General features: G+C 64.8%; 20 protein-coding genes. 14 read left to right on the top strand and 6 right to left on the bottom strand.

Features of this window, described 5'->3' with window-relative positions:
• Window positions 1–31: 31 nt before the first annotated feature.
• The 4 genes from KVY23_RS12680 to KVY23_RS12665 are packed head-to-tail and all read left to right on the top strand — an operon-like array spanning window position 32 to window position 3334.
• On the top strand, window positions 32–1771 hold the full coding sequence (locus tag KVY23_RS12680; RefSeq protein WP_230556801.1) for an ABC transporter family substrate-binding protein: 1740 nt from the start codon (window positions 32–34) through the stop codon (window positions 1769–1771).
• Window positions 1768–2652, top strand: coding sequence for an N-acetyl-1-D-myo-inositol-2-amino-2-deoxy-alpha-D-glucopyranoside deacetylase (gene mshB, locus KVY23_RS12675; protein ID WP_230556660.1), 885 nt, complete (start codon window positions 1768–1770; stop codon window positions 2650–2652). The genes KVY23_RS12680 and mshB overlap by 4 nt, the downstream gene beginning before the upstream one ends.
• Before the next feature lie 16 nt (window positions 2653–2668).
• Window positions 2669–2854 (top strand): hypothetical protein, encoded by a 186-nt coding sequence (locus KVY23_RS12670; protein WP_230556810.1) that lies wholly within the window; start codon window positions 2669–2671, stop codon window positions 2852–2854.
• A gap of 27 nt (window positions 2855–2881) precedes the next feature.
• Complete coding sequence (locus tag KVY23_RS12665) at window positions 2882–3334, top strand: hypothetical protein (RefSeq protein ID WP_230556659.1); 453 nt, start codon at window positions 2882–2884, stop codon at window positions 3332–3334.
• Here the strand turns inward: KVY23_RS12665 and KVY23_RS12660 are convergent.
• The 3 genes from KVY23_RS12660 to KVY23_RS12650 all read right to left on the bottom strand — a co-directional run bounded on the left by KVY23_RS12660 (window position 3261) and on the right by KVY23_RS12650 (window position 5925).
• Window positions 3261–3956 carry a uracil-DNA glycosylase gene (locus tag KVY23_RS12660; protein ID WP_230556658.1) on the bottom strand — a complete coding sequence of 232 codons (696 nt, stop codon included), beginning with the start codon at window positions 3954–3956 and terminating at the stop codon, window positions 3261–3263. The two genes, KVY23_RS12665 and KVY23_RS12660, sit on opposite strands and share 74 nt — an antisense overlap.
• The gene (locus KVY23_RS12655; RefSeq protein ID WP_230556800.1) at window positions 3944–5374 is read right to left on the bottom strand and encodes a PH domain-containing protein; all 1431 of its coding nucleotides are present in this window, start codon (window positions 5372–5374) and stop codon (window positions 3944–3946) included. Before KVY23_RS12655 ends, KVY23_RS12660 begins: the two co-directional genes overlap by 13 nt.
• Before the next feature lie 62 nt (window positions 5375–5436).
• The gene (locus tag KVY23_RS12650; protein WP_230556657.1) at window positions 5437–5925 is read right to left on the bottom strand and encodes a PH domain-containing protein; all 489 of its coding nucleotides are present in this window, start codon (window positions 5923–5925) and stop codon (window positions 5437–5439) included.
• A 73-nt stretch (window positions 5926–5998) separates the two neighbouring features.
• Between KVY23_RS12650 and KVY23_RS12645 the strand changes: the two genes are divergently transcribed.
• The 5 genes from KVY23_RS12645 (at window position 5999) to KVY23_RS12625 (ending at window position 11766) form a co-directional block, all read left to right on the top strand.
• Window positions 5999–8575: a bifunctional FO biosynthesis protein CofGH gene (locus tag KVY23_RS12645; RefSeq protein ID WP_230556797.1), complete on the top strand. Its 2577-nt coding sequence runs from the start codon at window positions 5999–6001 to the stop codon at window positions 8573–8575.
• Between the two features lie 5 nt (window positions 8576–8580).
• On the top strand, window positions 8581–9327 hold the full coding sequence (locus KVY23_RS12640; RefSeq protein WP_230556656.1) for a hypothetical protein: 747 nt from the start codon (window positions 8581–8583) through the stop codon (window positions 9325–9327).
• Window positions 9328–9437: 110 nt separating this feature from the next.
• Window positions 9438–9761 carry a ferredoxin gene (gene fdxA / locus KVY23_RS12635; protein WP_075840339.1) on the top strand — a complete coding sequence of 108 codons (324 nt, stop codon included), beginning with the start codon at window positions 9438–9440 and terminating at the stop codon, window positions 9759–9761.
• A 16-nt stretch (window positions 9762–9777) separates the two neighbouring features.
• On the top strand, window positions 9778–10881 hold the full coding sequence (dapC, locus tag KVY23_RS12630) for a succinyldiaminopimelate transaminase (RefSeq protein WP_230556655.1): 1104 nt from the start codon (window positions 9778–9780) through the stop codon (window positions 10879–10881).
• A 267-nt stretch (window positions 10882–11148) separates the two neighbouring features.
• Window positions 11149–11766 (top strand): LysE family translocator, encoded by a 618-nt coding sequence (locus KVY23_RS12625; protein WP_230556654.1) that lies wholly within the window; start codon window positions 11149–11151, stop codon window positions 11764–11766.
• Between the two features lie 34 nt (window positions 11767–11800).
• Here KVY23_RS12625 and KVY23_RS12620 read toward each other — a convergent pair whose 3' ends face one another.
• The gene (locus KVY23_RS12620) at window positions 11801–12208 is read right to left on the bottom strand and encodes a hypothetical protein (protein ID WP_230556653.1); all 408 of its coding nucleotides are present in this window, start codon (window positions 12206–12208) and stop codon (window positions 11801–11803) included.
• A 17-nt stretch (window positions 12209–12225) separates the two neighbouring features.
• Between KVY23_RS12620 and KVY23_RS12615 the strand changes: the two genes are divergently transcribed.
• Entirely contained in the window at window positions 12226–13626 is a 1401-nt protein-coding gene (locus KVY23_RS12615; RefSeq protein WP_187346815.1) for an acyl-CoA synthetase, read from the top strand.
• A gap of 2 nt (window positions 13627–13628) precedes the next feature.
• On the opposite strand, the gene KVY23_RS12610 is transcribed toward KVY23_RS12615, so the two are convergent.
• Complete coding sequence (locus tag KVY23_RS12610) at window positions 13629–14219, bottom strand: CHAP domain-containing protein (protein ID WP_230556652.1); 591 nt, start codon at window positions 14217–14219, stop codon at window positions 13629–13631.
• 277 nt (window positions 14220–14496) lie between these two features.
• Here KVY23_RS12610 and KVY23_RS12605 point away from each other — a divergent pair, with 277 nt between their 5' ends.
• From KVY23_RS12605 to KVY23_RS12590, 4 genes are read left to right on the top strand one after another with little or no spacing between them, the layout of a single operon-like run.
• Window positions 14497–16596: an HNH endonuclease signature motif containing protein gene (locus tag KVY23_RS12605; protein ID WP_230556651.1), complete on the top strand. Its 2100-nt coding sequence runs from the start codon at window positions 14497–14499 to the stop codon at window positions 16594–16596.
• A 45-nt stretch (window positions 16597–16641) separates the two neighbouring features.
• Window positions 16642–17721: a MerR family transcriptional regulator gene (locus tag KVY23_RS12600; protein WP_230556650.1), complete on the top strand. Its 1080-nt coding sequence runs from the start codon at window positions 16642–16644 to the stop codon at window positions 17719–17721.
• 24 nt (window positions 17722–17745) lie between these two features.
• Window positions 17746–18168, top strand: a complete 423-nt coding sequence (locus KVY23_RS12595) for a DUF1810 domain-containing protein (RefSeq protein WP_230556649.1) — start codon at window positions 17746–17748, stop codon at window positions 18166–18168.
• Between the two features lie 9 nt (window positions 18169–18177).
• Window positions 18178–18615 carry a 6,7-dimethyl-8-ribityllumazine synthase gene (locus KVY23_RS12590; RefSeq protein WP_230556648.1) on the top strand — a complete coding sequence of 146 codons (438 nt, stop codon included), beginning with the start codon at window positions 18178–18180 and terminating at the stop codon, window positions 18613–18615.
• A gap of 13 nt (window positions 18616–18628) precedes the next feature.
• On the opposite strand, the gene dapD is transcribed toward KVY23_RS12590, so the two are convergent.
• A complete protein-coding gene (gene dapD, locus KVY23_RS12585) occupies window positions 18629–19582 on the bottom strand; it encodes a 2,3,4,5-tetrahydropyridine-2,6-dicarboxylate N-succinyltransferase (RefSeq protein ID WP_230556647.1) in 954 nt (317 codons plus the stop codon).
• Between the last annotated feature and the right edge of the window lie 13 nt (window positions 19583–19595).

The following is a 19595-nucleotide window of genomic DNA, read 5'->3' as shown; positions in this document are numbered from 1 at the left end:
AAGGAGCGGCCCGGTGCGAAGCAGTAGCACTATGCAGGTGCGTTCGACTGCTCGGCGCGCTACCGCTGTCGGTGTCGCCGCTTTGCTCCTGGCGGGATGCACAGCCGACCCGCCGCCCCCGGTCGAGAGCGAGCCGACCGTCACCACGACGACGGTTGCCCCCGTGGTCGAGAGTGAAAACCTCGTGGTGGTGGCCGTCGACGACATCGGCATCGGATTCAACCCGCATCTTCTCGCCGACCAGTCGCCCGCAACATCCGCCGTCAGCGCGCTGGTCCTGCCGAGTCCGTTTCGGCCCGCCCTGGATCCGGCTGATCCGGCAGCGACGATCATGCTGCTCGATCCTGCCGTGCTCATCTCGGCAGAGGTGACCTCGCAAGCACCGTTCACGGTCACCTACCGGCTCCGCCCCGAGGCGCAGTGGTCGGACGGTGCGCCCGTTGCGGCCGAGGACTTTCACTACCTGTGGCAGCAGATGATCTCGCAGCCCGGTGTCGTCGACCCGGCCGGATATGCCCTCATCGACAACGTCGCGTCGGCCGGTGGCGGAAAAACAGTGAACGTGACGTTCCGCGCGCCGTACCCGCACTGGCAGAGGCTCTTCACGGATTTGTTGCCGAGTCACCTGTTGAAGGATTCACCGGGCGGATTCACGACGGGGCTGACCGACAACGTCCCCGTGTCGGCCAATCGGTTCAAGATCGACTCTCTCGACAAGGGACGGGACGAGATTCTGCTCGAACGCAACGATCGGTTCTGGGGTGAACCGGCGCTTGCGGATTCGATCCTGCTCAGGCGTGGTGGTACGCCGGCCCAGCTTGCCGATTCACTGCGTTCGAAGGATGCTCAGCTCGCTCAGGTACGGGCGAGTAGTGCGACGGAGGCGCAGCTTTCCGCTATTCCCGGTGTCCGCACGGACATGAGATTTCAGCCGCGGGTGCTTGATTTCACGCTCAACGGTCGCGCGCCCCTACTGACGGATCCGGCCGTCCGGCGCGGCGTCATCGGATTGATCGACCCGATGTTGCTCGCGACGGTTGCCGCCGGATCGGGTTCCGCCAACTTTCCAGCCAGAGCGCAACTTTCGAGTCCCTCGGACCGATGGTACTCACCGACTGCGCCCGCGCCGATCGGTCGCGAAGCTGCGATGACACTCCTCGGGGAGGCCGGGTTCGTGCTTTCGGTGGACGGTGTTCTCGAAAAAGACGGTGTTGCAGTCGAGTTCGCGATCGGTGCAGTCGAGAACGACGCGACCGCACTCGCCGTCGCCAACACCGCCGCAGACGAGTTGGCCGGTGCCGGCATCGCCGCGACGGTGACGCCGCTCGCGCCGGACGAGTTGTACGGTTCGGCGGTCACCGGGGGAGAAGTCGACGCGGTGGTCGGTTGGACGGCTGTCGGATCCGATCCCGCGACCATCATGGCCTCCCGATTCGGTTGCAGCGCAGCGACGTCCACCGACCCTGAGTCCGACCCCGAGTCCGAGCCCGAGGCGATCGGTCCTCTGGGGGCGCCGAGTAACCTGTCGGGTCTGTGCGTGCCTGAACTCGAGGATTCGCTCGAGCATGCTCTGACAGGTGACCTTTCGGCCGAGTTGCTTGTCGCCGAGGCGGAGTCGAAACTGTGGAACCTCTCGGCGGTCCTGCCGATCGTGCAGGATTCCTCTGTTGTCGCGATCGGGGCCGACGTGGAGGGTGCGTCGCTGACAGGGCCGATCGAGGTTGGCATCTTCGACGACGTGGCCTACTGGACGAGGGCCGAAAACAAGTGAGACTCTTGCTCGTTCACGCGCATCCGGATGACGAGACGATCACCACCGGTGGGACCATCGCTCACTATGCCCAGGCCGGAGTAGAGGTCACGGTGCTGACGTGCTCGCTGGGCGAGGAAGGCGAAGTGATCGGCAATCGGTGGGCGGGTCTCGTCGCCGATCAGGCCGATCAACTGGGCGGCTATCGGATACTCGAACTGACAAGGGCGCTGGACGCGCTCGGTGCTCGCCCGCCGAGATTCCTAGGGGGAGCGGGTCGTTGGCGAGATTCCGGGATGGAGGGGACCGCGGCGGCGTCGAACCCTCGTGCCTTCGTCAATGCCGACCACGACGAGGTGCTCTCGGCCATGGTCGCGGCGGTCCGTGCAGTGCGTCCGCACGTCGTAGTCGGATACGACCCAGCAGGTGGTTACGGGCATCCCGACCATCGGCACGTGCACACCCTGGTCACCGAGGCGTTCGAGGTCGCAGGCAGTGACGTGCTCGCCGCGGCAGGCGAGCCGTGGACGCCGCAGAAGTTGTACTGGACGGTCACCGGTGAGAACCAGCTTCGTGACTCTCTCGCGTCGATCGCGGAAATACCGGCTGGATGGCGGATGCCCGAGCCAGGAGAGTTGCCGAGTATCCCGGAGCGCGAGATCACGACGTCGGTCGATGTGCGCGCTGTGTTCGCCCGCAAGCGCGATGCGCTGCGCGCTCATGCGACGCAGGTGGCCGTGGCGCCGTCGGGTGTGGACTACGCGTTGTCGAACAACATCGTGCAGCCGATTCTGCCGGACGAGCAGTACGTTCTGGTGCAGGGCAAGCTGGGCGAGGTGGATGAGCGGGGTAGGGAACGTGACCTGTTCTCTGGCGTACTAGAGTATGACGTGGATCACTGAACAGGTGATGTCCCGGATGGCTGACAGCAGGGGTGGAATACAGATGTACAACTGGAGCGTGCAGGACGCCATTGCCGTATTCGTCGATTCGCTGAAGCCGGATTTCCCGCATCACGAGATGCTCTACCAGCAAGGGCTGACGGACATGGCCTCCGCGCTCAGCAATCTGCTGACTGCTCTGGGATACCCGCCGATCTCCTGACCGGGTTCGATACGTCAGTATTGGTGCATGATCTCGAAGGCCGCATCCAATGCTGTCGTCCTCGTGTCCAGGACAACGCTCGCCGTACTCATCTTCGACGGCTTCCTTTGCGGAATTCTGGCGGTCTTCTTCCTTCCGACGCATCTCGGTCCGGTGCCGTTCCCGGTGAGTGCGTTGCTGGCGGGCATCGCGAACGTGATGCTCTTGTTCGCCGCGCGCAAGGTCGCCGACACGTCGCTGGCCATCGCATCGCCACTGATCGGCTGGGGTGCAGCTGTACTGCTGTGCATGTTCGGTGGCCCAGGCGGGGATGTCCTCCTCCTCGCGGACTGGCGGACGGGCTTCTTGCTGCTCGGTGGGCTGCTGCCCCCGGGTTTGCTCCTGTTTTCGTGGAGACTGAAAAGCCTTACAGAAGCCCCGCATGCGAACCCGCGGCCCGCAGTACGTCCTCGACCATCGACGGGGTCAGCAGCCCGGTGAATGTATTGCGTTGACTGACGTGAAAGCTGCCGAACAACCGGACGGTGCCGAGCTGTAGTTCGACACCGTGACCGAACTTCGGACGTGGCCGCGGTATCTCCCAGCCGTTGCTGCCGAGAACGGGTAGCAGCGACTGCCACCCGAAACTGCCCAGCACGACGATCGATCGTAGTGTCGGCTTCAGCAGGCGGAGTTCGGTGTCGAGCCATTTGCGGCAGCGATCGCGTTCGGTGACGGTGGGCTTGTTGTCCGGGGGAGCGCAATGCACCGGAGCGGTGATGCGCACACCCCTCAGGGTGAGCCCGTCGTCGATGTGTGTCGCGGTGGGCTGGCTGGCAAGTCCGACGGCGTGCAGCGCGGCATAGAGCACGTCCCCGCTGCGGTCGCCGGTGAACATGCGTCCTGTGCGGTTCGCGCCGTGTGCGGCTGGGGCGAGGCCGACGATCAGCATGCTCGCGTCCGGTGGACCGAATCCGGGTACTGCTCGTCCCCAATATGTTTCGTCGCGCGAGCTAGGTCGCTTCTCGGCGGCGACCTTCTCACGCCAGCGCACGAGTCGGCGGCATGCGCGGCACGAGCTGATGGCAGCGTCGAGTTCCTCGATACTCGTCACCGCGCCCATATGTCTCCCGCGCCCGGTGTGACGCCCTCGACGAGTGCCCATGCCTGCTCGATGGGGATGTCGAGTATCTCGTAGTGCCCGACGCCGGCGGGCGTGGCAGCAACGATGGTCGCCACACCGGCGCGTCGCTGAAAGAACGTCTGCCGCACCGTCCAACCGATGATGCCCGCGGCCTCCACACTGTGCCGCTTGCGGTCGAGCGAGCCGTGTTGGGTGATCAGCCAGCCCGGCAGTACTGCATGACCGAGGCTGCGGTAGCGATCCCACCCGACGAGTACTGCCCCGATGAGCAACAGCATCGTCGTCGCCCACACCAGCGGCGGGATCGGTGCCCCGAAAGCCCTGGCGACGCCGAGACCGGCGGCCAATACGAGGACGGGGACGACTGCGCGGACGTAGCGTCGCTGCCGGGCCGCAGGGCCGTGGGACTGCAACGGCTTGCGTGCATCGGCGTGCATGCCGGCCTCGCCGAGCACGACGGTCATCATGCGTCGAGCCTCGTCGGCGGGCGCCTGGGGAAGGAGCAGCGAGGATTCCTTCTTCTCTGCGCTGACGCCCGTCATGATGGCATCGAGCCTCGCGCCTTTCGCAACCCGAAGGAGCAAAGGCTCGGAAAGCGACGTTCCACGGAGCCGGTTTCGGTCGAGCGTCGTCGATCGTGTCCGCAGTAGGCCGTGCGCCACGTGCAGGCGGGTGCCGTCGTCGGTGACCGTGAGGTTGCCGTACGCGATCAGATATCGAGCACAGGCGAACAGGCTCGCCACGATCAGCAGGAGGACAAGGCCGAAGATGATGACCACCGCGATGCCGAGCCGCTCGGCTGAGTCGATGCCCTGGGAGATCACCGTCGAGTCGGCGAGGCGTTCGCCGAGACCGTACTGAAAGAGCACACCTACAGCAGCGGCGATGGTGACGACCCCGGTGAACGAGAACGGCGCGTACCGCACCCAGGACGTTCGCCAATGCGCGATCTCTGTTTCGACGGGCGGCGGCGTCCCGGGAATGTCGGCTGCACGGGTCACGCGCTGCAGCAGCAGCTCGCGGAGTTCGGGCACCGCCGTGGCGTCGAGGGCATTGAGCTCGAACCTCTCACCCTGGTCGGCCTGCTGGCCCGTGCCGATGCGCAGTATCGACAACCCGAGAATCCGATGCAGCACGCCGGCCTCGATGTCGACGGACCTGATTCGGCTACGCGGCACCGACAGAAGCTTCTTCTGGAACACCCCGGAGCGCAGCTGCACGTGGACCGGGCCGATGCGATAGCTGGTGGTGAACCAGCGAAGCACCGCGAACACGAGCACCAGAACGAGAACGCCCAGGCCCCATAGATGATTGCCGCTCTGTGTGCCGACGACGAACGACACCAGCAGAATCGGCAGGACCTTGACGGCCTCGGTCACGGGATGGACGAGCAGCATCCGTTTGTCGAGACGTAGCCAGGGCTGTTGCTCCTCGGCGGCGAGTAGTTCGGGGTCGGTACTCACGTTGCGTCGCCCAGGGTCCGTCCGGCGATGTCGGTGAGCTGCGCGACTGTCCTGTCGGCAACATCTTTGTCCAGGGCGGTGATCTTGACCGCGCCCGCGGACGACGCGGTGGTCACCGTGACCGTCGAGAGGCCGAGCATGCGATCGATGGGACCGCGCTCGGTGTCGACCGTCTGTACCCGCGAGATAGGCGCAATACGTCGTTCCTGATCGAACCAGCCGGTCCGCGTGTACACGGCGGAGTCGCTGATTTCCCAGCGGTGTACGCGATACCGCCACACCGGCACGACGATGATGTGCGCGGCGGCCACAACCACGGACGCTGCGAACACGGCCACGTGCGGCCACGTCGTCACATCACCGGCGATCACCGCCCACACGAGCTGAGCCAAGAACAGCGGAAGCCACATCAGAGCTGCATTGATCGCCCACAATTGCTTGGCACGGGGACTCGGACGCCACGCTGGGTCGGTCATCGTGATCATGCCTACAACGTAGTGGTACTACCCCCTCCGGTGGCACGCCCGAGTGTCGGAGGAGCATGATCGACTGGTGACCATGCTGCCCGATCCCGCATCTGTAACTGCACGCGATGAAGAGAAAGCTCCCGCCCCGTCCGCCATGCGTCGCGTTCTGCGCCGCGCCCGTGAAGGTGTCGCTCTCAACGTCGACGAGGCCACCGTGCTGCTGCACGCCAGGGGCGAGGATCTGATGGATCTGATGGCGTCGGCGTCGCGGGTTCGTGATGCGGGTCTGCTGGAGGCGGGTCGGGACAAGACCGTCAGCTATTCGCGCAAGGTGTTCATCCCGATCACACGCTTGTGCCGGGACAAGTGCCACTACTGCACGTTCGTCACGGTGCCCGGCAAGATTCGCGCTGGCGTCGATTCTGGGGGCCACGGCCTGTTCATGGACCCCGACGAAATCGTCGAGGTGGCCCGCAAGGGCGCCGAACTCGGTTGCAAAGAAGCACTGTTCACTCTCGGTGACAGGCCCGAGGATCGCTGGCCGGAGGCGAAGGAGTGGCTTGATTCGCGCGGGTACGACTCCACGCTCGATTACGTGCGCGCGATGGCGATCAAGGTGCTCGAGGAGACGGGTCTGCTGCCGCACCTGAACCCGGGGGTGATGTCGTGGCAGGAGCTGTCCAGGCTCAAGCCCGTCGCACCGTCGATGGGCATGATGCTCGAGACGACCTCGCGGCGTCTGTTCGAAGAAAAAGGGCAGGCCCACTACGGCAGCCCGGACAAAGACCCCGAGGTCCGGCTGCGGACGCTGACCGACGCCGGACGGCTCAGCATCCCGTTCACGACGGGCATTCTCGTCGGCATCGGAGAGACTATCCGCGACCGCGCCGAGTCGATCATGGCTATCCGGAAGGCACACAAAGCTTTCGGGCATGTGCAGGAAATCATCGTGCAGAATTTTCTGGCCAAGAGCGACACTGCGATGCGTGGCACACCTGACGCGGGACTGGAAGAATTTCTCGCCACCATCGCCGTGACCCGTCTCCTGCTCGGACCGGCGATGCGGATTCAGGCGCCGCCGAACCTCGTGGAAGCGGCGGAGACCGCGGCCCTGCTCGGAGCCGGCGTCGACGATTGGGGTGGTGTCTCTCCGCTGACCCCCGACCATGTCAATCCGGAGCGCCCGTGGCCCAACCTCGACACCCTCGCCGAGCTCAGCTCGGCAGCGGGCTACACCCTCGTCGAACGGACAGCGGCGCAACCTCAGTACGTGCTCGCCGGGTCGCCGTGGATCGATCCGCGCATCGCAGCGCACGTGCGAGCGTTGACGGATCCGGAGACGGGGATGGCGCGCGCCGAGGTGACACCGACGGGACTGCCCTGGCAGGAACCCGACGAGGAATGGGTGTCCTCTGGCCGCGTCGATCTGAACACCGAGATCGACACCGACGGCCGAAACACCGAGACCCGTTCGGACTTGGCCAATGCCTTCGGCGACTGGGAGTCCATTCGTGAACAGGTCCGCGATCTTGCCGGCCTCGAGCGCGTCGACCGCGATCTGGTAGCAGCGCTGACAGCTGCCGAGAAAGATCCTGCGGGACTGTCCGACGAGCAATATCTCGCGCTGGCGACAGCCGAGGGGCCCGGTATGGACGCGGTGGCTGCGCTGGCCGACGACCTGCGCAAGCAGGTCAACGGAGACACCGTCACCTACGTGGTGAACCGGAACATCAACTTCACCAACATCTGCTACACGGGCTGCCGCTTCTGTGCGTTCGCGCAGCGCAAAGGCGACGCCGACGCTTTCACCCTCTCTACCGCCGAGGTTGCCGACCGCGCCTGGGAAGCGCACGCCGCGGGCGCGACCGAGGTGTGCATGCAGGGCGGAATCGACCCCGAGTTGCCCGTCACCGGCTACGCCGATCTGGTGCGGGCGGTGAAGGAGCGTGTGCCGTCGATGCACGTGCACGCCTTCAGTCCGATGGAGATCGTCAACGGGGCATCGCGGGGCGGGCAGTCCATCCGCGATTGGCTGACCGAACTGCGGGTCGCGGGCCTCGACACCATTCCGGGAACCGCGGCAGAGATCCTCGACGACGAGGTGCGCTGGGTGTTGACCAAGGGCAAGCTACCCGCAGCCGAATGGATCGAAGTGGTCACCACGGCGCACGAGGTGGGACTGCGCTCGTCGTCGACGATGATGTACGGCCACGTCGACAACCCGTCCCACTGGGTCGGTCACCTGAACGTGCTCAAACGAATCCAGGACAAGACCGGTGGGTTCACCGAGTTCGTGCCTCTGCCGTTCGTGCACCAGAGCTCGCCGCTGTATCTCGCCGGTGCCTCGCGCCCCGGCCCGACCAATCGCGACAACCGCGCCGTCCACGCGCTGGCCAGGATCATGCTGCACGGCCGGATCGACAGCATCCAGACGTCATGGGTCAAATTGGGCACCACGGGTACACAGGTGATGTTGAACGGGGGAGCGAACGACCTCGGTGGAACCCTGATGGAGGAGACGATTTCACGCATGGCAGGCAGTCAGAACGGTTCGGAGAAGACCGTGGCCGAATTGCACGACATCGCGGCAGGCATCGGCCGGCCGGCCCGCGAACGCACCACCACCTACGGTCTCGTGGACCGCGTCCCCGCAGTGGGACTTCTCTGATGGCAATGGACGATCGCACCGTCGCCTCTGCCCTCTATCGGGCCGTCGCCATCATCGACCCCGTGCTGGACGTCCTCGCCGCCCGCGACCCCCTGGGCCTGAAAGCACGCACTCACAGAACTGCGACCGCTGACGATTCCGTCGTCGACAAAGTGCTCGGGGCGCTCGCTTCGGCATTGAACGCCACGGACTTTCCGGGTACCGAGGCGTGGGAGAAGCTCGACTCCGACGCCCGCTCCGACTGGTGGGTCGCACGTATCGGCGCGCTCAACACTGTCGCTGTCGCATTCCCCGGCGTGTTCGGAGTACTGATGAACCGGTTGCCGCTGCAGGACCTCCTCGGCTTTGCCAACCAGGCCATGGTGCTGGTCGCAGTCGCGCGAGAGGCCGGTGTCACCGATCGGTCGGCGCATGTGCAACTGTTGGCCTCGGTGCTGTGCGAACGTGAGATCGACCCATCGGCCCCGGATACACCCGAGGCCGAGGAAGAGCCGCAGCCCGAGCGCAGTTGGGGTCCGTTCGCATTACTGCGAGCGATGTGGGACGTTGCTTCAGTGCTCAGGGATGTGTCGAGTGAACTGGCCAAGCGGCCGCACAGCAGGACAGTGTTCCGCATGATCTCGGCGATCCCGCTGGTCGGTGGAGTCGCCAGCTACTTCGGCGAACGCGGCGCACTGTCTCGGGCTGCGGAGCAGGGACGCCGATGGGTGGCGGACCACGAGACCATTCCGACAGCGCGCCTCAGCAAGTGAGGACACCCTGCACTGGTTGCCTGAAATCTTCGTCGCGATACTAAGATGCTCAGGGCGCTCGAAGGCCAGCGGGACTACGGCATCGACTATGCGAAAGGCAGAGGGCAGCAGTGACCTACACGATTGCAGAACCGTGCGTGGATGTACTGGACAAGGCGTGCATCGAAGAATGCCCGGTGGACTGCATCTACGAGGGTGGTCGAATGCTGTACATCCACCCGGACGAGTGTGTCGACTGTGGCGCGTGTGAGCCGGTCTGCCCCGTCGAGGCAATCTTCTACGAGGACGATGTTCCGGACCAGTGGAACGGATATGTCAGCGCCAACGTCGACTTCTTCGACGATCTCGGTTCACCCGGTGGAGCCGGCAAGCTCGGCAAGGTCGATTACGATCCGCCGTTCATCAAGGCACTGCCTCCCATGGGCGAGTCCTGATGGGTGAGATCTGAGAGTGGCCAGAATTTCGGTCGCGGCCTCTCTGCCCGATTTTCCGTGGGACTCGCTCACGGCCGCCAAGAACACAGCCCAGGCGCACCCTGACGGCATCGTGAATCTCTCGGTCGGCACACCCGTCGACCCGGTTGCCGACATCATCCGCGACGCACTGGCGTCCGTCTCCGCCGAACCCGGGTACCCGACCACCATCGGTACCGTCGAGTTGCGCACGGCCGCCGTCGACGCGCTCGGGCGTCGCTACGGTGTCACGGGCATCGGTACCGACGCGGTCCTCCCCGCCATCGGGACCAAGGAGATGATCGCCTGGCTGCCGACTCTCCTCGGACTCGGCGCAGGCGATCTCGTCGTCATCCCCGAACTGGCCTACCCGACCTACGAGGTCGGTGCACTGCTCGCGGGTGCACGCATCACCCGGGCTGACGGTCTCAACCGGCTCGGCCCGGAAAACGCAGCGCTGGTGTTCGTCAACTCGCCGTCCAACCCCAGCGGCAAGGTGCTTCCGATCGAGCACCTGCGCAAGGTCGTTGCATGGGCACGTGAACGGGACGCCGTCGTCGTTTCCGACGAGTGCTACCTCGGACTGACCTGGGACGCCGAAGCCGTCTCGATCCTCGACCCTCGCGTCTGCGACGGAGACCATACGAATCTGCTCGCAGTGCACTCGCTGTCGAAGACCTCGAACCTGGCGAGCTACCGAGCGGGCTTTGTCACCGGGGACCCGTCACTCGTGAAAGACCTCCTCGAGGTACGCAAACACGCAGGGATGATCGTGCCCCTGCCGGTGCAGGCGGCGATGACCGCCGCGCTGAACGACGACGAGCACGAGAAGATGCAGCGCGAGCGTTACCGCGCGCGAAGAATCGAGTTGAAGGCTGCCATCGAGAGAGCCGGATTCACCGTCGAGCACTCCGAGGCCGGGCTGTACCTCTGGGTCACCCGCGGCGAACAGTGCCGCACCACCGTCGACTGGTTCGCCGAGCGCGGCATCCTGACCGCCCCAGGCGAGTTCTACGGCCCATCCGGGTCGCAGCACGTCCGCATCGCGTTGACCGCCACAGACGAACGCATCCACGCCGCAGCGGAGCGTTTGGCGCCTTAGTGCAAAAGTTCTCTGCTCGGAATGTGAGATCTCTGCTGCTCAGATATGGGACAGCGTTCGCCATTCAAATCTTGGTGCTCCTCATAATCGCAGTTGGACTTCGGATACTCGGCATGAGTGATCCGCCGGGCTGGGCCTTTGCCGCTATCGGTGCATTCGTCTTCTGTCTTGCGTTGGCAGCACAGTCGGAGAATTCGTCTTCGAGGTAGGCGGCCTCGTCGAAATATACAGTTTGCGGTGGCTCGGCCCGGGTGGTTCCATTCCCGCATGTCTCTTGGCCTGCTGCTCAGTTTCGCCGGCGTGTGCTTCCTGCTGGCAATCCTGCCGGGCCCAGATTCGTTTCTCGTGCTTCGCTACAGCATCGGAGGACTCCGTCCCGGGTTGGCGGCGGCGATGGGGGTCGCCATCGGTGGTCTGTTCTGGGCGGCGCTGGTCGCGGTCGGCTTGGCTGCGATCGTCGAGCAATCCGCCACCGCCTACCGCGTCATCAAGATCCTCGGCGGGCTCTACCTGCTGTACCTGGGTGTGCGTGCACTCAGGACCCGGCGCAAGAAGAAGGTCGACGGTGATTCGATCACTCCGGTGGCGGCCTCGGCCCGCTCGGCATTCGGTGCCGGAGTTCTCTCGTGTGCGCTCAATCCGAAGGTCGGGTTGTTCTACCTGGCCGTGGTGCCGCAATTTCTGACCGTCGTGACGTTCGCCGGCGCTATGACACTGGGCATCGTCGAAGTGGTCGTGGCGGCATTGGTCATGGGTGTGTTCGCCGTGGTCGCGTCGCGGGCCGTCGCACTCCTGCGACGGCCCAAGGTGACCGATTGGCTGGACCGCATCAGCGCGGGAATTCTCGCCGCACTCGGCGTCGGGACGGTCGCGTCGTCGATCTAGCGTGAGATGTCGGCACTGGCGTCAGGTGTGGGCACTAGCCGATGTCCCAGCCCCCACGCCTGATACGCAGGATGTAGACGAGCTCGGTGCTGCCGAAAGCTTCGACCGTCGTGAAGCGTTTCGGTTCGGCGTTCTCCGAGGGATTGCGGGCATGGGCTTCCTCGTACAGCTGTGACGCACGTAGGTCGGCAAGCTCCACTCGCGTCCAGAAGTCATCGGACTGCACCGAGTACACGAGCCGCGGTGCACCGTCGGAGACGTGTGCGGCGTCGTCCTCGTCCTCGTCGATGCCAGCGGTGTCCAGATTGCGCTCGAGTTCTTCTTCGATGTCGTCATCGTGCTCGGCATCCGTCCCGATCAGATAGACACCAGGCTGAAGATCCCCGGCCGCCACCGTCATGTACTCGGCGTAGTCGCCGGTGTCGATTCCGTCGGCATCCATGTCTGTACGGTAACCATGTGCTGCTTCGTTCCTTGAATCCACTCGCCGTCGCCCGCGGACACGACATCCCCGACGCCGTGACAATCGGGGATATTTCCCTCTCGCGCGGCGATATTCTCGGCGCCGCGACATCGGTTGCCGAGCGGATCTCGCAGGCTGAGCGGCTCGCTGTGCTGGCGACCCCGTCGGTCAAGACTGTCCTCGCCGTCGTCGGATGCCTCATCGCGGGTGTGACGGTGGTTCCTGTGCCACCGGATGCCGGTGTGGCCGAGGTTGAGCACATCCTGCGTGATTCGGGCGCGCAAGCCTGGCTGGGTGACGCCCCGGAGAACACCGCGGGTCTGCAGGTGCTACCCGTCCGCCAGCACGCGCGGTCGTGGCACAGTTACCCCGATCCGCATCCGTCGTCCATCGCGTTCGTGCTGTACACCTCGGGTACCACCGGTCCGCCGAAGGGCGTGCTGCTCTCACGGCAGGCAATTGCGGCCGGTCTCGACGCGCTTGCGGAGGCCTGGCAGTGGACGTCGAAAGACACGTTGGTGCACGGCCTTCCGCTCTTCCACGTTCACGGGTTGATCCTCGGCATCCTGGGGCCACTTCGGGTGGGGAGCCCAGTGGTTCACACCGGCAAACCCACGCCCGAACGGTATGCCGCTGCGGCAGGAACGCTGTACTTCGGGGTTCCGACGGTGTGGTCGCGCATTGCTGCCGACGAGGACTCGGCGCGAGCACTCTCACATGCGCGTCTGCTTGTCTCCGGCAGTGCTCCGCTGCCGGTTGCTGTGTTCGACAGGCTTCGCGAACTCACCGGGCAGGCGCCGATCGAGCGCTACGGCATGAGCGAAACTCTCATCACGATCAGTACCCGCGCCGACGGTGAACGACGGCCAGGCTCGGTCGGAACGCCGGTGGCAGGCGTCGAAACGCGGTTGTGTGGCGAGTCGGGGGAGATCCTGCCGCACGACGGGGAAACGATCGGTGCACTTCAGGTCAGGGGACCCATGTTGTTCGACGGGTACCTCAACAACCCAGAGGCGACGTCGAAGTCCTTCACCGAGGACGGTTGGTTCGACACCGGAGATGTCGCCCTGATCGAGCCCGACGGCTTTCACCGCATCGTCGGACGGGCATCGACCGATCTCATCAAGACCGGTGGATATCGGGTCGGCGCGGGCGAGATCGAGGCAGTGCTGCTGGCGCATCCCAGTGTCGACGAGGTCGCTGTGGTCGGCCTACCGGATGAGGACCTCGGTCAGCGAATAGTTGCCTTCGTCGTCGGGTCCGGTGTCGAGGAGCGAGTGCTGATCGACCTGGTGGCCTCGGAACTGTCGATGCACAAGCGGCCGCGAGAAGTACGCGTGGTGGACTCCCTACCTCGCAACGCCATGGGCAAGGTGCAGAAGAAGCAGCTGGGCTGAAATCAGGCCAAGGTCCCGAAACCGACTATCGCGGAATCGGACTGGACGTCCACGGTGTGTACGCGGATCTTGCCGAACTCGTTGCCGCCCACTGTCGTAGCGGTGTCACCGTCGACCGCAACGATGATATTGGTGTGTTGGCCGGTCCAGCTGCTGTTGTCGTACAGAACAACGTCTCCGACGCTCGGTTCGTAGCCGGTCGGTTCGAATCTCTCTTGTTGCTGGTAATACTCGGTGAGCGTGTACACGCCGGGGATGCGCCAGCTTCCGGAGTTCGGATTGCTCAGCGGCTGGCCGGCCTCGCGCATGATCCAGCTGACGAAATTGGCACACCACGCTTGTTCGACGCCCTCGGAATAGAAGGTTCCCGGCCGCTGCCGCTCGTGTTCGAGCCTCAGCAGATCGACGACCGTTGCTTGCTCTGCGGTCAAGGTCGAGGTGTCCACCTCGGGGAATGCGGCGGTGTCCCAGGGGAAGTATCGACTCGGAGCGATCCACAGGACCGCGCCGACGATCACGACCACCACCGCAAGAACGCCCGCGATGAGGCGGCCGGTTCGCCGCCGCGGACGGGCGGGGGAGTCGATGCTCATGCCTCGAATGTACCGGCTGGTTCGGTGGGTGCCATTCCACAGGAATTGAACTGGCCACAGTACGTCTGAACTGGCGTCTGACCGCAGATGGTTCGGATTGCGGCGCATCCATCCGGCCTGAATGGGATTTGTCGTCTCCGAACACTGACCTGGTAACGGACTTCTCGGCTGTGCGCAGTCTGAACCGGTGTCAGGTTTCTGTCGGTGGAGTGCTCTACTGTTCTCGGTAATCGAACAAACGTTCGAACATATGTCGAGATCGGAGGTGAACCATCCAGTGAGCATCGACAACGATCTACTCCGCGACCTCGACTTCGAACCCGACCCTATTGCGGGGCTGCTCACCGACACCGTCGCCGCCCACCGCGCCGCCAACGCCGCCCTCGCCGCATCCATCACCGCCGCCGCGCACTTCTACGACACCCGCATCAACGACATCGACCCCAGCACCATCCCCACCCGCCTCGACGTCGAACGCATCACCCACACCTCCGCCATCGCCGAGATCGCAGCCGCTACCACCCGTCCCGCCGGCACCGTGGAAACACACCTGAACATCTGGTGGGGAAGCAGACCCGTCTACCGCGAGATGTTCACCGCCGGCACCATCAGCCTCGAGGTTCTACGCACTATCCGAGACCACACCCTTGGTGCCCCCGCCACCGTCATCGCCGCCCTCGAACCCGACATCATCACCGCCACACGCCACTTCACCCCCACCCGGCTCGGCAAAGAAATCGACGCCATGATCACCGCCCTCGACCCCGAGTTCGACACACGCGCCCGCCGACGCGCCGCCTCCACCACCAAAAAAGTGCGCGTCAGTCACCTCCCACGAGGAATGGCCCGCATGTCAGCGGTCCTCGGCGCCCGCGACGCCGCCGAACTCACCGCCCTCCTCGACACCGAATGCACCCGCGTCTGCGGCCTCGACCCCCGCCCACTCGACACCCGACGCGCCGACGCCTTCACCGCTCTCCTCCGCGGCGGACACCTCACCTGCCTCTGCACACACCCTCACTGCGAGGCCCAACACCCCTACACAGACACAGACACAGACACAGACGAGAACACCGGCGAGCAGAGCAGCGACGACACACCCAGCAACCCGGCCGGAGACGGCAACGACCCAGGCGGAGGCAGTGGCCCAGACGAAGGCAGTGGCCCAGACGAAGGCAGTGGTTCCGGTGGTGAGTCCGGGTCCGGGTCTGCGCCGGGGCACTGCCCATGCGGGCGAGCACTACCGCCGCAGCCCACTTCCTCGGTACCGGACTCCACCCGTTACCCCCATGGAGCCACCGTCACCGCCAGCCGCCCCCTCATCCACATCACCGCCGACCTCGAAACAATCCTCGGCCTGCACAACCGCAACGCCTACCTCCACGGTTACGGACCCCTCGACCCCACCACCCTGCGCACCCTCGCCCGAGACGCCACCTGGCAAATCATCTTCACCACCAGCCGCCGATACCTCGACACCCTCACCGATCTCACCGACCCCGACCCGCCACCGTCAGGATCGACCGTTCACACACCGCAATGCACCTGTACTTGCGGCACCCCACCACGCCCACACACCGACCCCCACCACACCCCCGACCCGTTCGCGGACCTCCTCGCCGCAGCAGCCGCCGAACACGACCGCCACACCGCACACTTGCCCACCCGCATGAGCACACCCACCCGCACACAAACCACTGACGACCGACGCCGAGCAACCCTCACCACCACCGACAACAAAGACGACCCGAACCCCGACGACCCGAACCCCGACGACCCGAAACCCGACACCCCCGACACCGGCAACAACGGGTTCCTCTACGACACCGACCTACTCGCCGACCTCGCAGAACCCGAACCTGCCAGCACCACCCCCGACCTGATCCTCGGGCGCACCCGCCCCCTCTCAGCCGGACACCTACCCGACCCGCCACCGAACCCGCCACGGGCGCCTGCGCCCGCCACCACCGCCGCAGGCCTCGCCGACTACTACCGCGCCGTCGTCGCAGGCGACCCACACCACGATCACGCCGAACACCCCGACGGCCACGGCGGTCATCCGACACCTCCACCCGGAGCCCTCACCTACACCCCCGGCACAGCACTCGCGACGTACATCCGCGCCCAATACCCCACCTGCCGCCACCCCGGCTGCACCATCGCCTCGAGCCGCTGCGACCTCGACCACATCGTCGAATTCGACCATCACAACCCCCACCGCGGCGGCTGGACCATCGCCGCCAACCTCGCTCCCTACTGCCGCACCCACCACAATCTCAAGACCAGCAAACTCTGGAGCACCGAAAAACTGCCCTATGACGTCATCCACACCACCGACCCACACGGCAACCACTACTTCGACCCACCCGAACTATGAGCGCGCACTTGACCTTCGGGCCACACGAACCTCGATGATGAAGAGGTGATTGCAACACAGCGTGCCACGCCAGAATTGATGACGATCGGTGCATTCGCGCGAGCAACAGGTCTGACACCCGGCGCACTGCGGTTCTATTCGGACGGGTCGATATTGGTGCCGGAGAGTACGGACCGATCCTCCGGCTACCGCTACTACTCGAAGGACCAGATCGAGCGGGCCGTGACCATCCGGCGTCTTCGAGAAATCGGCATGTCCCTCGACAAGATCGCAGCGGTCTTGGCCGGTGACCGAACGGCTATCGACCAACACGTCGACAACCTGAAAGCCGATGCTCAGCGGGCTCGAAGCACCGCCGCCGAACTGGATGCATCCCTCCACCCCGAGAAAGGCCACACCATGGTCACCATCAACGGACCCGTTTTCGCCACAGCGGTGGACCAGATACTGACCGCGACCGCGCACCACCGCGACCACCCGATCCTCGCTGGGGTCAATCTCGAACTATCTACCGCAACCATCACATTGACCGCGACCGACCGCTTCCGGTTGTCGACGCGAACACTGTCGATCGAAGCTGATGCTCGATCGACACGGGATGCCGTCGTCGACGGGGATGACCTCCGCACGATTCTTCCGATGGTTCGGCGACATCACCGGCTGCAACTGTCCGTCGGCGAGGCGGGGGTGACCTTCGTCCCGCAGAGCGAGGCGGCGCAGCGCTGCCGTGTCCTTGCCGACTCGTTTCCCGACTACCGTGCCATGCTCGACGGGTTGCCGCCCGTCGTCACCCGGGTGGTCACCTCACGCAACTCGCTGATCCGAGCGCTGGAGGATCATCAGTACGAGTTCTGTACTGTCGCAGTCGAGGCGGGCCGGGTGACGGTAGCCGCGGTGTCCGAACGTGCAGGAGTCGAACTCGCCGCGACCGTCACCGGTCCGGATGTGGAGCTGACTTTCTCGATGACCACGCTCTACCCGGCGCTTGCCTCCGCGGTCGGGCCGGAAGTGATGATCGACATCAGCGCTGCGCATATGCCTGTCGTGATCAGATCCGCCGATGACGGAGATCTCACGACGCTTGCCATGCCTGTGGATCGCGAGGCCATCGGTGTCGAGGGGTAATCGATACACCAGGACAATGGCGGAATGAGTGAATACGACCTGCAGAGGTTCATCGACGCACAAGACCCCGTGTGGTCCTCAGTCCGCGGCGAGTTGAAGGCCGGACGCAAGCAGACACACTGGATGTGGTTCGTGTTCCCTCAGCTCGCCGGTCTCGGTCTCAGTCCAACCGCGCAGCACTTCGCGATTACCGACCTCGGCGAGGCGAAACTGTATCTATCGCACGAGGTTCTGGGACCACGATTGCTGCAAGCGTCGTCTCTGGTGGCAAAGATCGAAGGCAGGAAAGTGGGCGAGATATTCGGGTATCCCGACGACCTGAAGTTGCACTCGTCGATGACTCTGTTCGCCGAAGCCGATCCGCAGAGTGCGGTCTTCGGATCGGTGTTGAAGAAATACTTCGGCGGACGTCCGGACGAAAGAACTCTCGATCTTCTCGGCGACTAGCATCAGGGCATGACGAACGAGATGCTCGGAACTGTGGCCTTCATCCAGGCGACCTGGCACAGCGAGTTGGTCGACCGTGCGCGGCAGGGTTTCGTGTCCGAGTTCGGCTCCGATGTGGACACGTACGAGGTGCCGGGCGCATTCGAAATCCCGTTGCACGCGCAACGACTCGCGCGGACCGGCCGGTACTCGGCGATCGTCGCGGCGGCGCTCGTCGTAGACGGTGGCATCTACCGCCACGAGTTCGTCGAGGCCGCCGTCATCGACGGGTTGATGCGCGTGCAACTGGACACCGATGTGCCGGTGTTCTCGGTCGTGCTCACCCCGCACCACTTCCATGAGCACGCCGATCACAACGAGTTCTTCGCCAATCATCTTCAGAAGAAGGGTGCCGAGGCGGCGCGTGCGGTGACGCAGACTCTGGAGTCCCTGAAGAAGATCGGCTGACCGAACGGCCGGGTCAGTCGTTCGCGTGCAATGCGGCGTTGAGTTCGACGCCGGTTCCCTTCCACGGCACTACCTCGACGGTGCCCGATACGGAGTTGCGACGGAACAGCAGATTGCTCTTGCCGCTGAGCGTGGCAGCTTTGACGACGGTTCCGTCGGGTCCGGTGACCTTGGTGCCCGCGGTGATGTAGAGGCCGGCCTCGAGGACGCAGTCGTCTCCGAGCGAGATGCCGAGGCCCGAGTTGGCGCCGAGCAGGCAACTCTTGCCGACCGAGATGACGTTCTTGCCGCCGCCGGAGAGCGTGCCCATGATCGATGCACCCCCGCCCACATCGGAGCCGTCGCCGACGACGACGCCTGCCGAGATGCGACCTTCGACCATCGAGTTCCCGAGAGTGCCGGCGTTGAAGTTGACGAAGCCCTCATGCATGACGGTGGTGCCGCTCGCGAGATGCGCGCCGAGGCGGACACGGTCGGCGTCGGCGACACGCACACCCGATGGGGCGACGTAGTCGACCATCCTGGGGAACTTGTCGATGCTGTAGACGGTCACCTGTCCGCGGGCCCGCAGACGTGCGCGTACTGTTTCGAACCCGTCCACCGCGGCCGATCCGAAGTTGGTCCACACGACGTTGGCGAGGAAGCCGAACTGGCCGTCCAGATTGACTCCATGCGGCGCAACCAGGCGGTGCGAGAGAAGGTGCAGGCGCAGGTAGACGTCGTGGGCGTCGAGCGGCTTGTCCTCCACGGAGGCGATCGTGGTGCGTACCGCGACGACCTCGACACCGCGGGCGGCGTCGGGGCCGACCAGGTCCGCAAACTCGTCGGGAATGTCGCTGCCCTCGAGGCGCGTGGTGCCGGCCTCGTCGAACTCCCCGAGCTCCGGGCTCGGGAACCAGGTGTCGAGGACGACTCCGTCGGTGGTGATGTTGGCAATTCCGATTGCAGATGCTCCCTGTGCGCTCACAGATATCGAGGAT

It is taken from the genome of Rhodococcus sp. I2R (assembly GCF_020889545.1).
In the GTDB taxonomy this organism is placed as follows: domain Bacteria; phylum Actinomycetota; class Actinomycetes; order Mycobacteriales; family Mycobacteriaceae; genus Rhodococcoides.
Note: the sequence above shows the minus strand (reverse complement) of the source record. Positions and strands in the feature narration are given on the sequence as shown.

Coding starts and splice junctions, on each gene's coding strand:
- KVY23_RS12680 (WP_230556801.1), top strand. CDS start 32: ATGCAGGTGCGTTCGACTGCTCGGCGCGCTACCGCTGTCGGTGTCGCC.
- KVY23_RS12670 (WP_230556810.1), top strand. CDS start 2,669: ATGGCTGACAGCAGGGGTGGAATACAGATGTACAACTGGAGCGTGCAG.
- KVY23_RS12665 (WP_230556659.1), top strand. CDS start 2,882: ATGATCTCGAAGGCCGCATCCAATGCTGTCGTCCTCGTGTCCAGGACA.
- KVY23_RS12660 (WP_230556658.1), bottom strand. CDS start 3,956: ATGGGCGCGGTGACGAGTATCGAGGAACTCGACGCTGCCATCAGCTCG.
- KVY23_RS12655 (WP_230556800.1), bottom strand. CDS start 5,374: ATGCTGCTCGTCCATCCCGTGACCGAGGCCGTCAAGGTCCTGCCGATT.
- KVY23_RS12650 (WP_230556657.1), bottom strand. CDS start 5,925: ATGATCACGATGACCGACCCAGCGTGGCGTCCGAGTCCCCGTGCCAAG.
- KVY23_RS12645 (WP_230556797.1), top strand. CDS start 5,999: ATGCTGCCCGATCCCGCATCTGTAACTGCACGCGATGAAGAGAAAGCT.
- KVY23_RS12640 (WP_230556656.1), top strand. CDS start 8,581: ATGGACGATCGCACCGTCGCCTCTGCCCTCTATCGGGCCGTCGCCATC.
- KVY23_RS12625 (WP_230556654.1), top strand. CDS start 11,149: ATGTCTCTTGGCCTGCTGCTCAGTTTCGCCGGCGTGTGCTTCCTGCTG.
- KVY23_RS12620 (WP_230556653.1), bottom strand. CDS start 12,208: ATGGATGCCGACGGAATCGACACCGGCGACTACGCCGAGTACATGACG.
- KVY23_RS12610 (WP_230556652.1), bottom strand. CDS start 14,219: ATGAGCATCGACTCCCCCGCCCGTCCGCGGCGGCGAACCGGCCGCCTC.
- KVY23_RS12595 (WP_230556649.1), top strand. CDS start 17,746: ATGAGTGAATACGACCTGCAGAGGTTCATCGACGCACAAGACCCCGTG.
- KVY23_RS12590 (WP_230556648.1), top strand. CDS start 18,178: ATGACGAACGAGATGCTCGGAACTGTGGCCTTCATCCAGGCGACCTGG.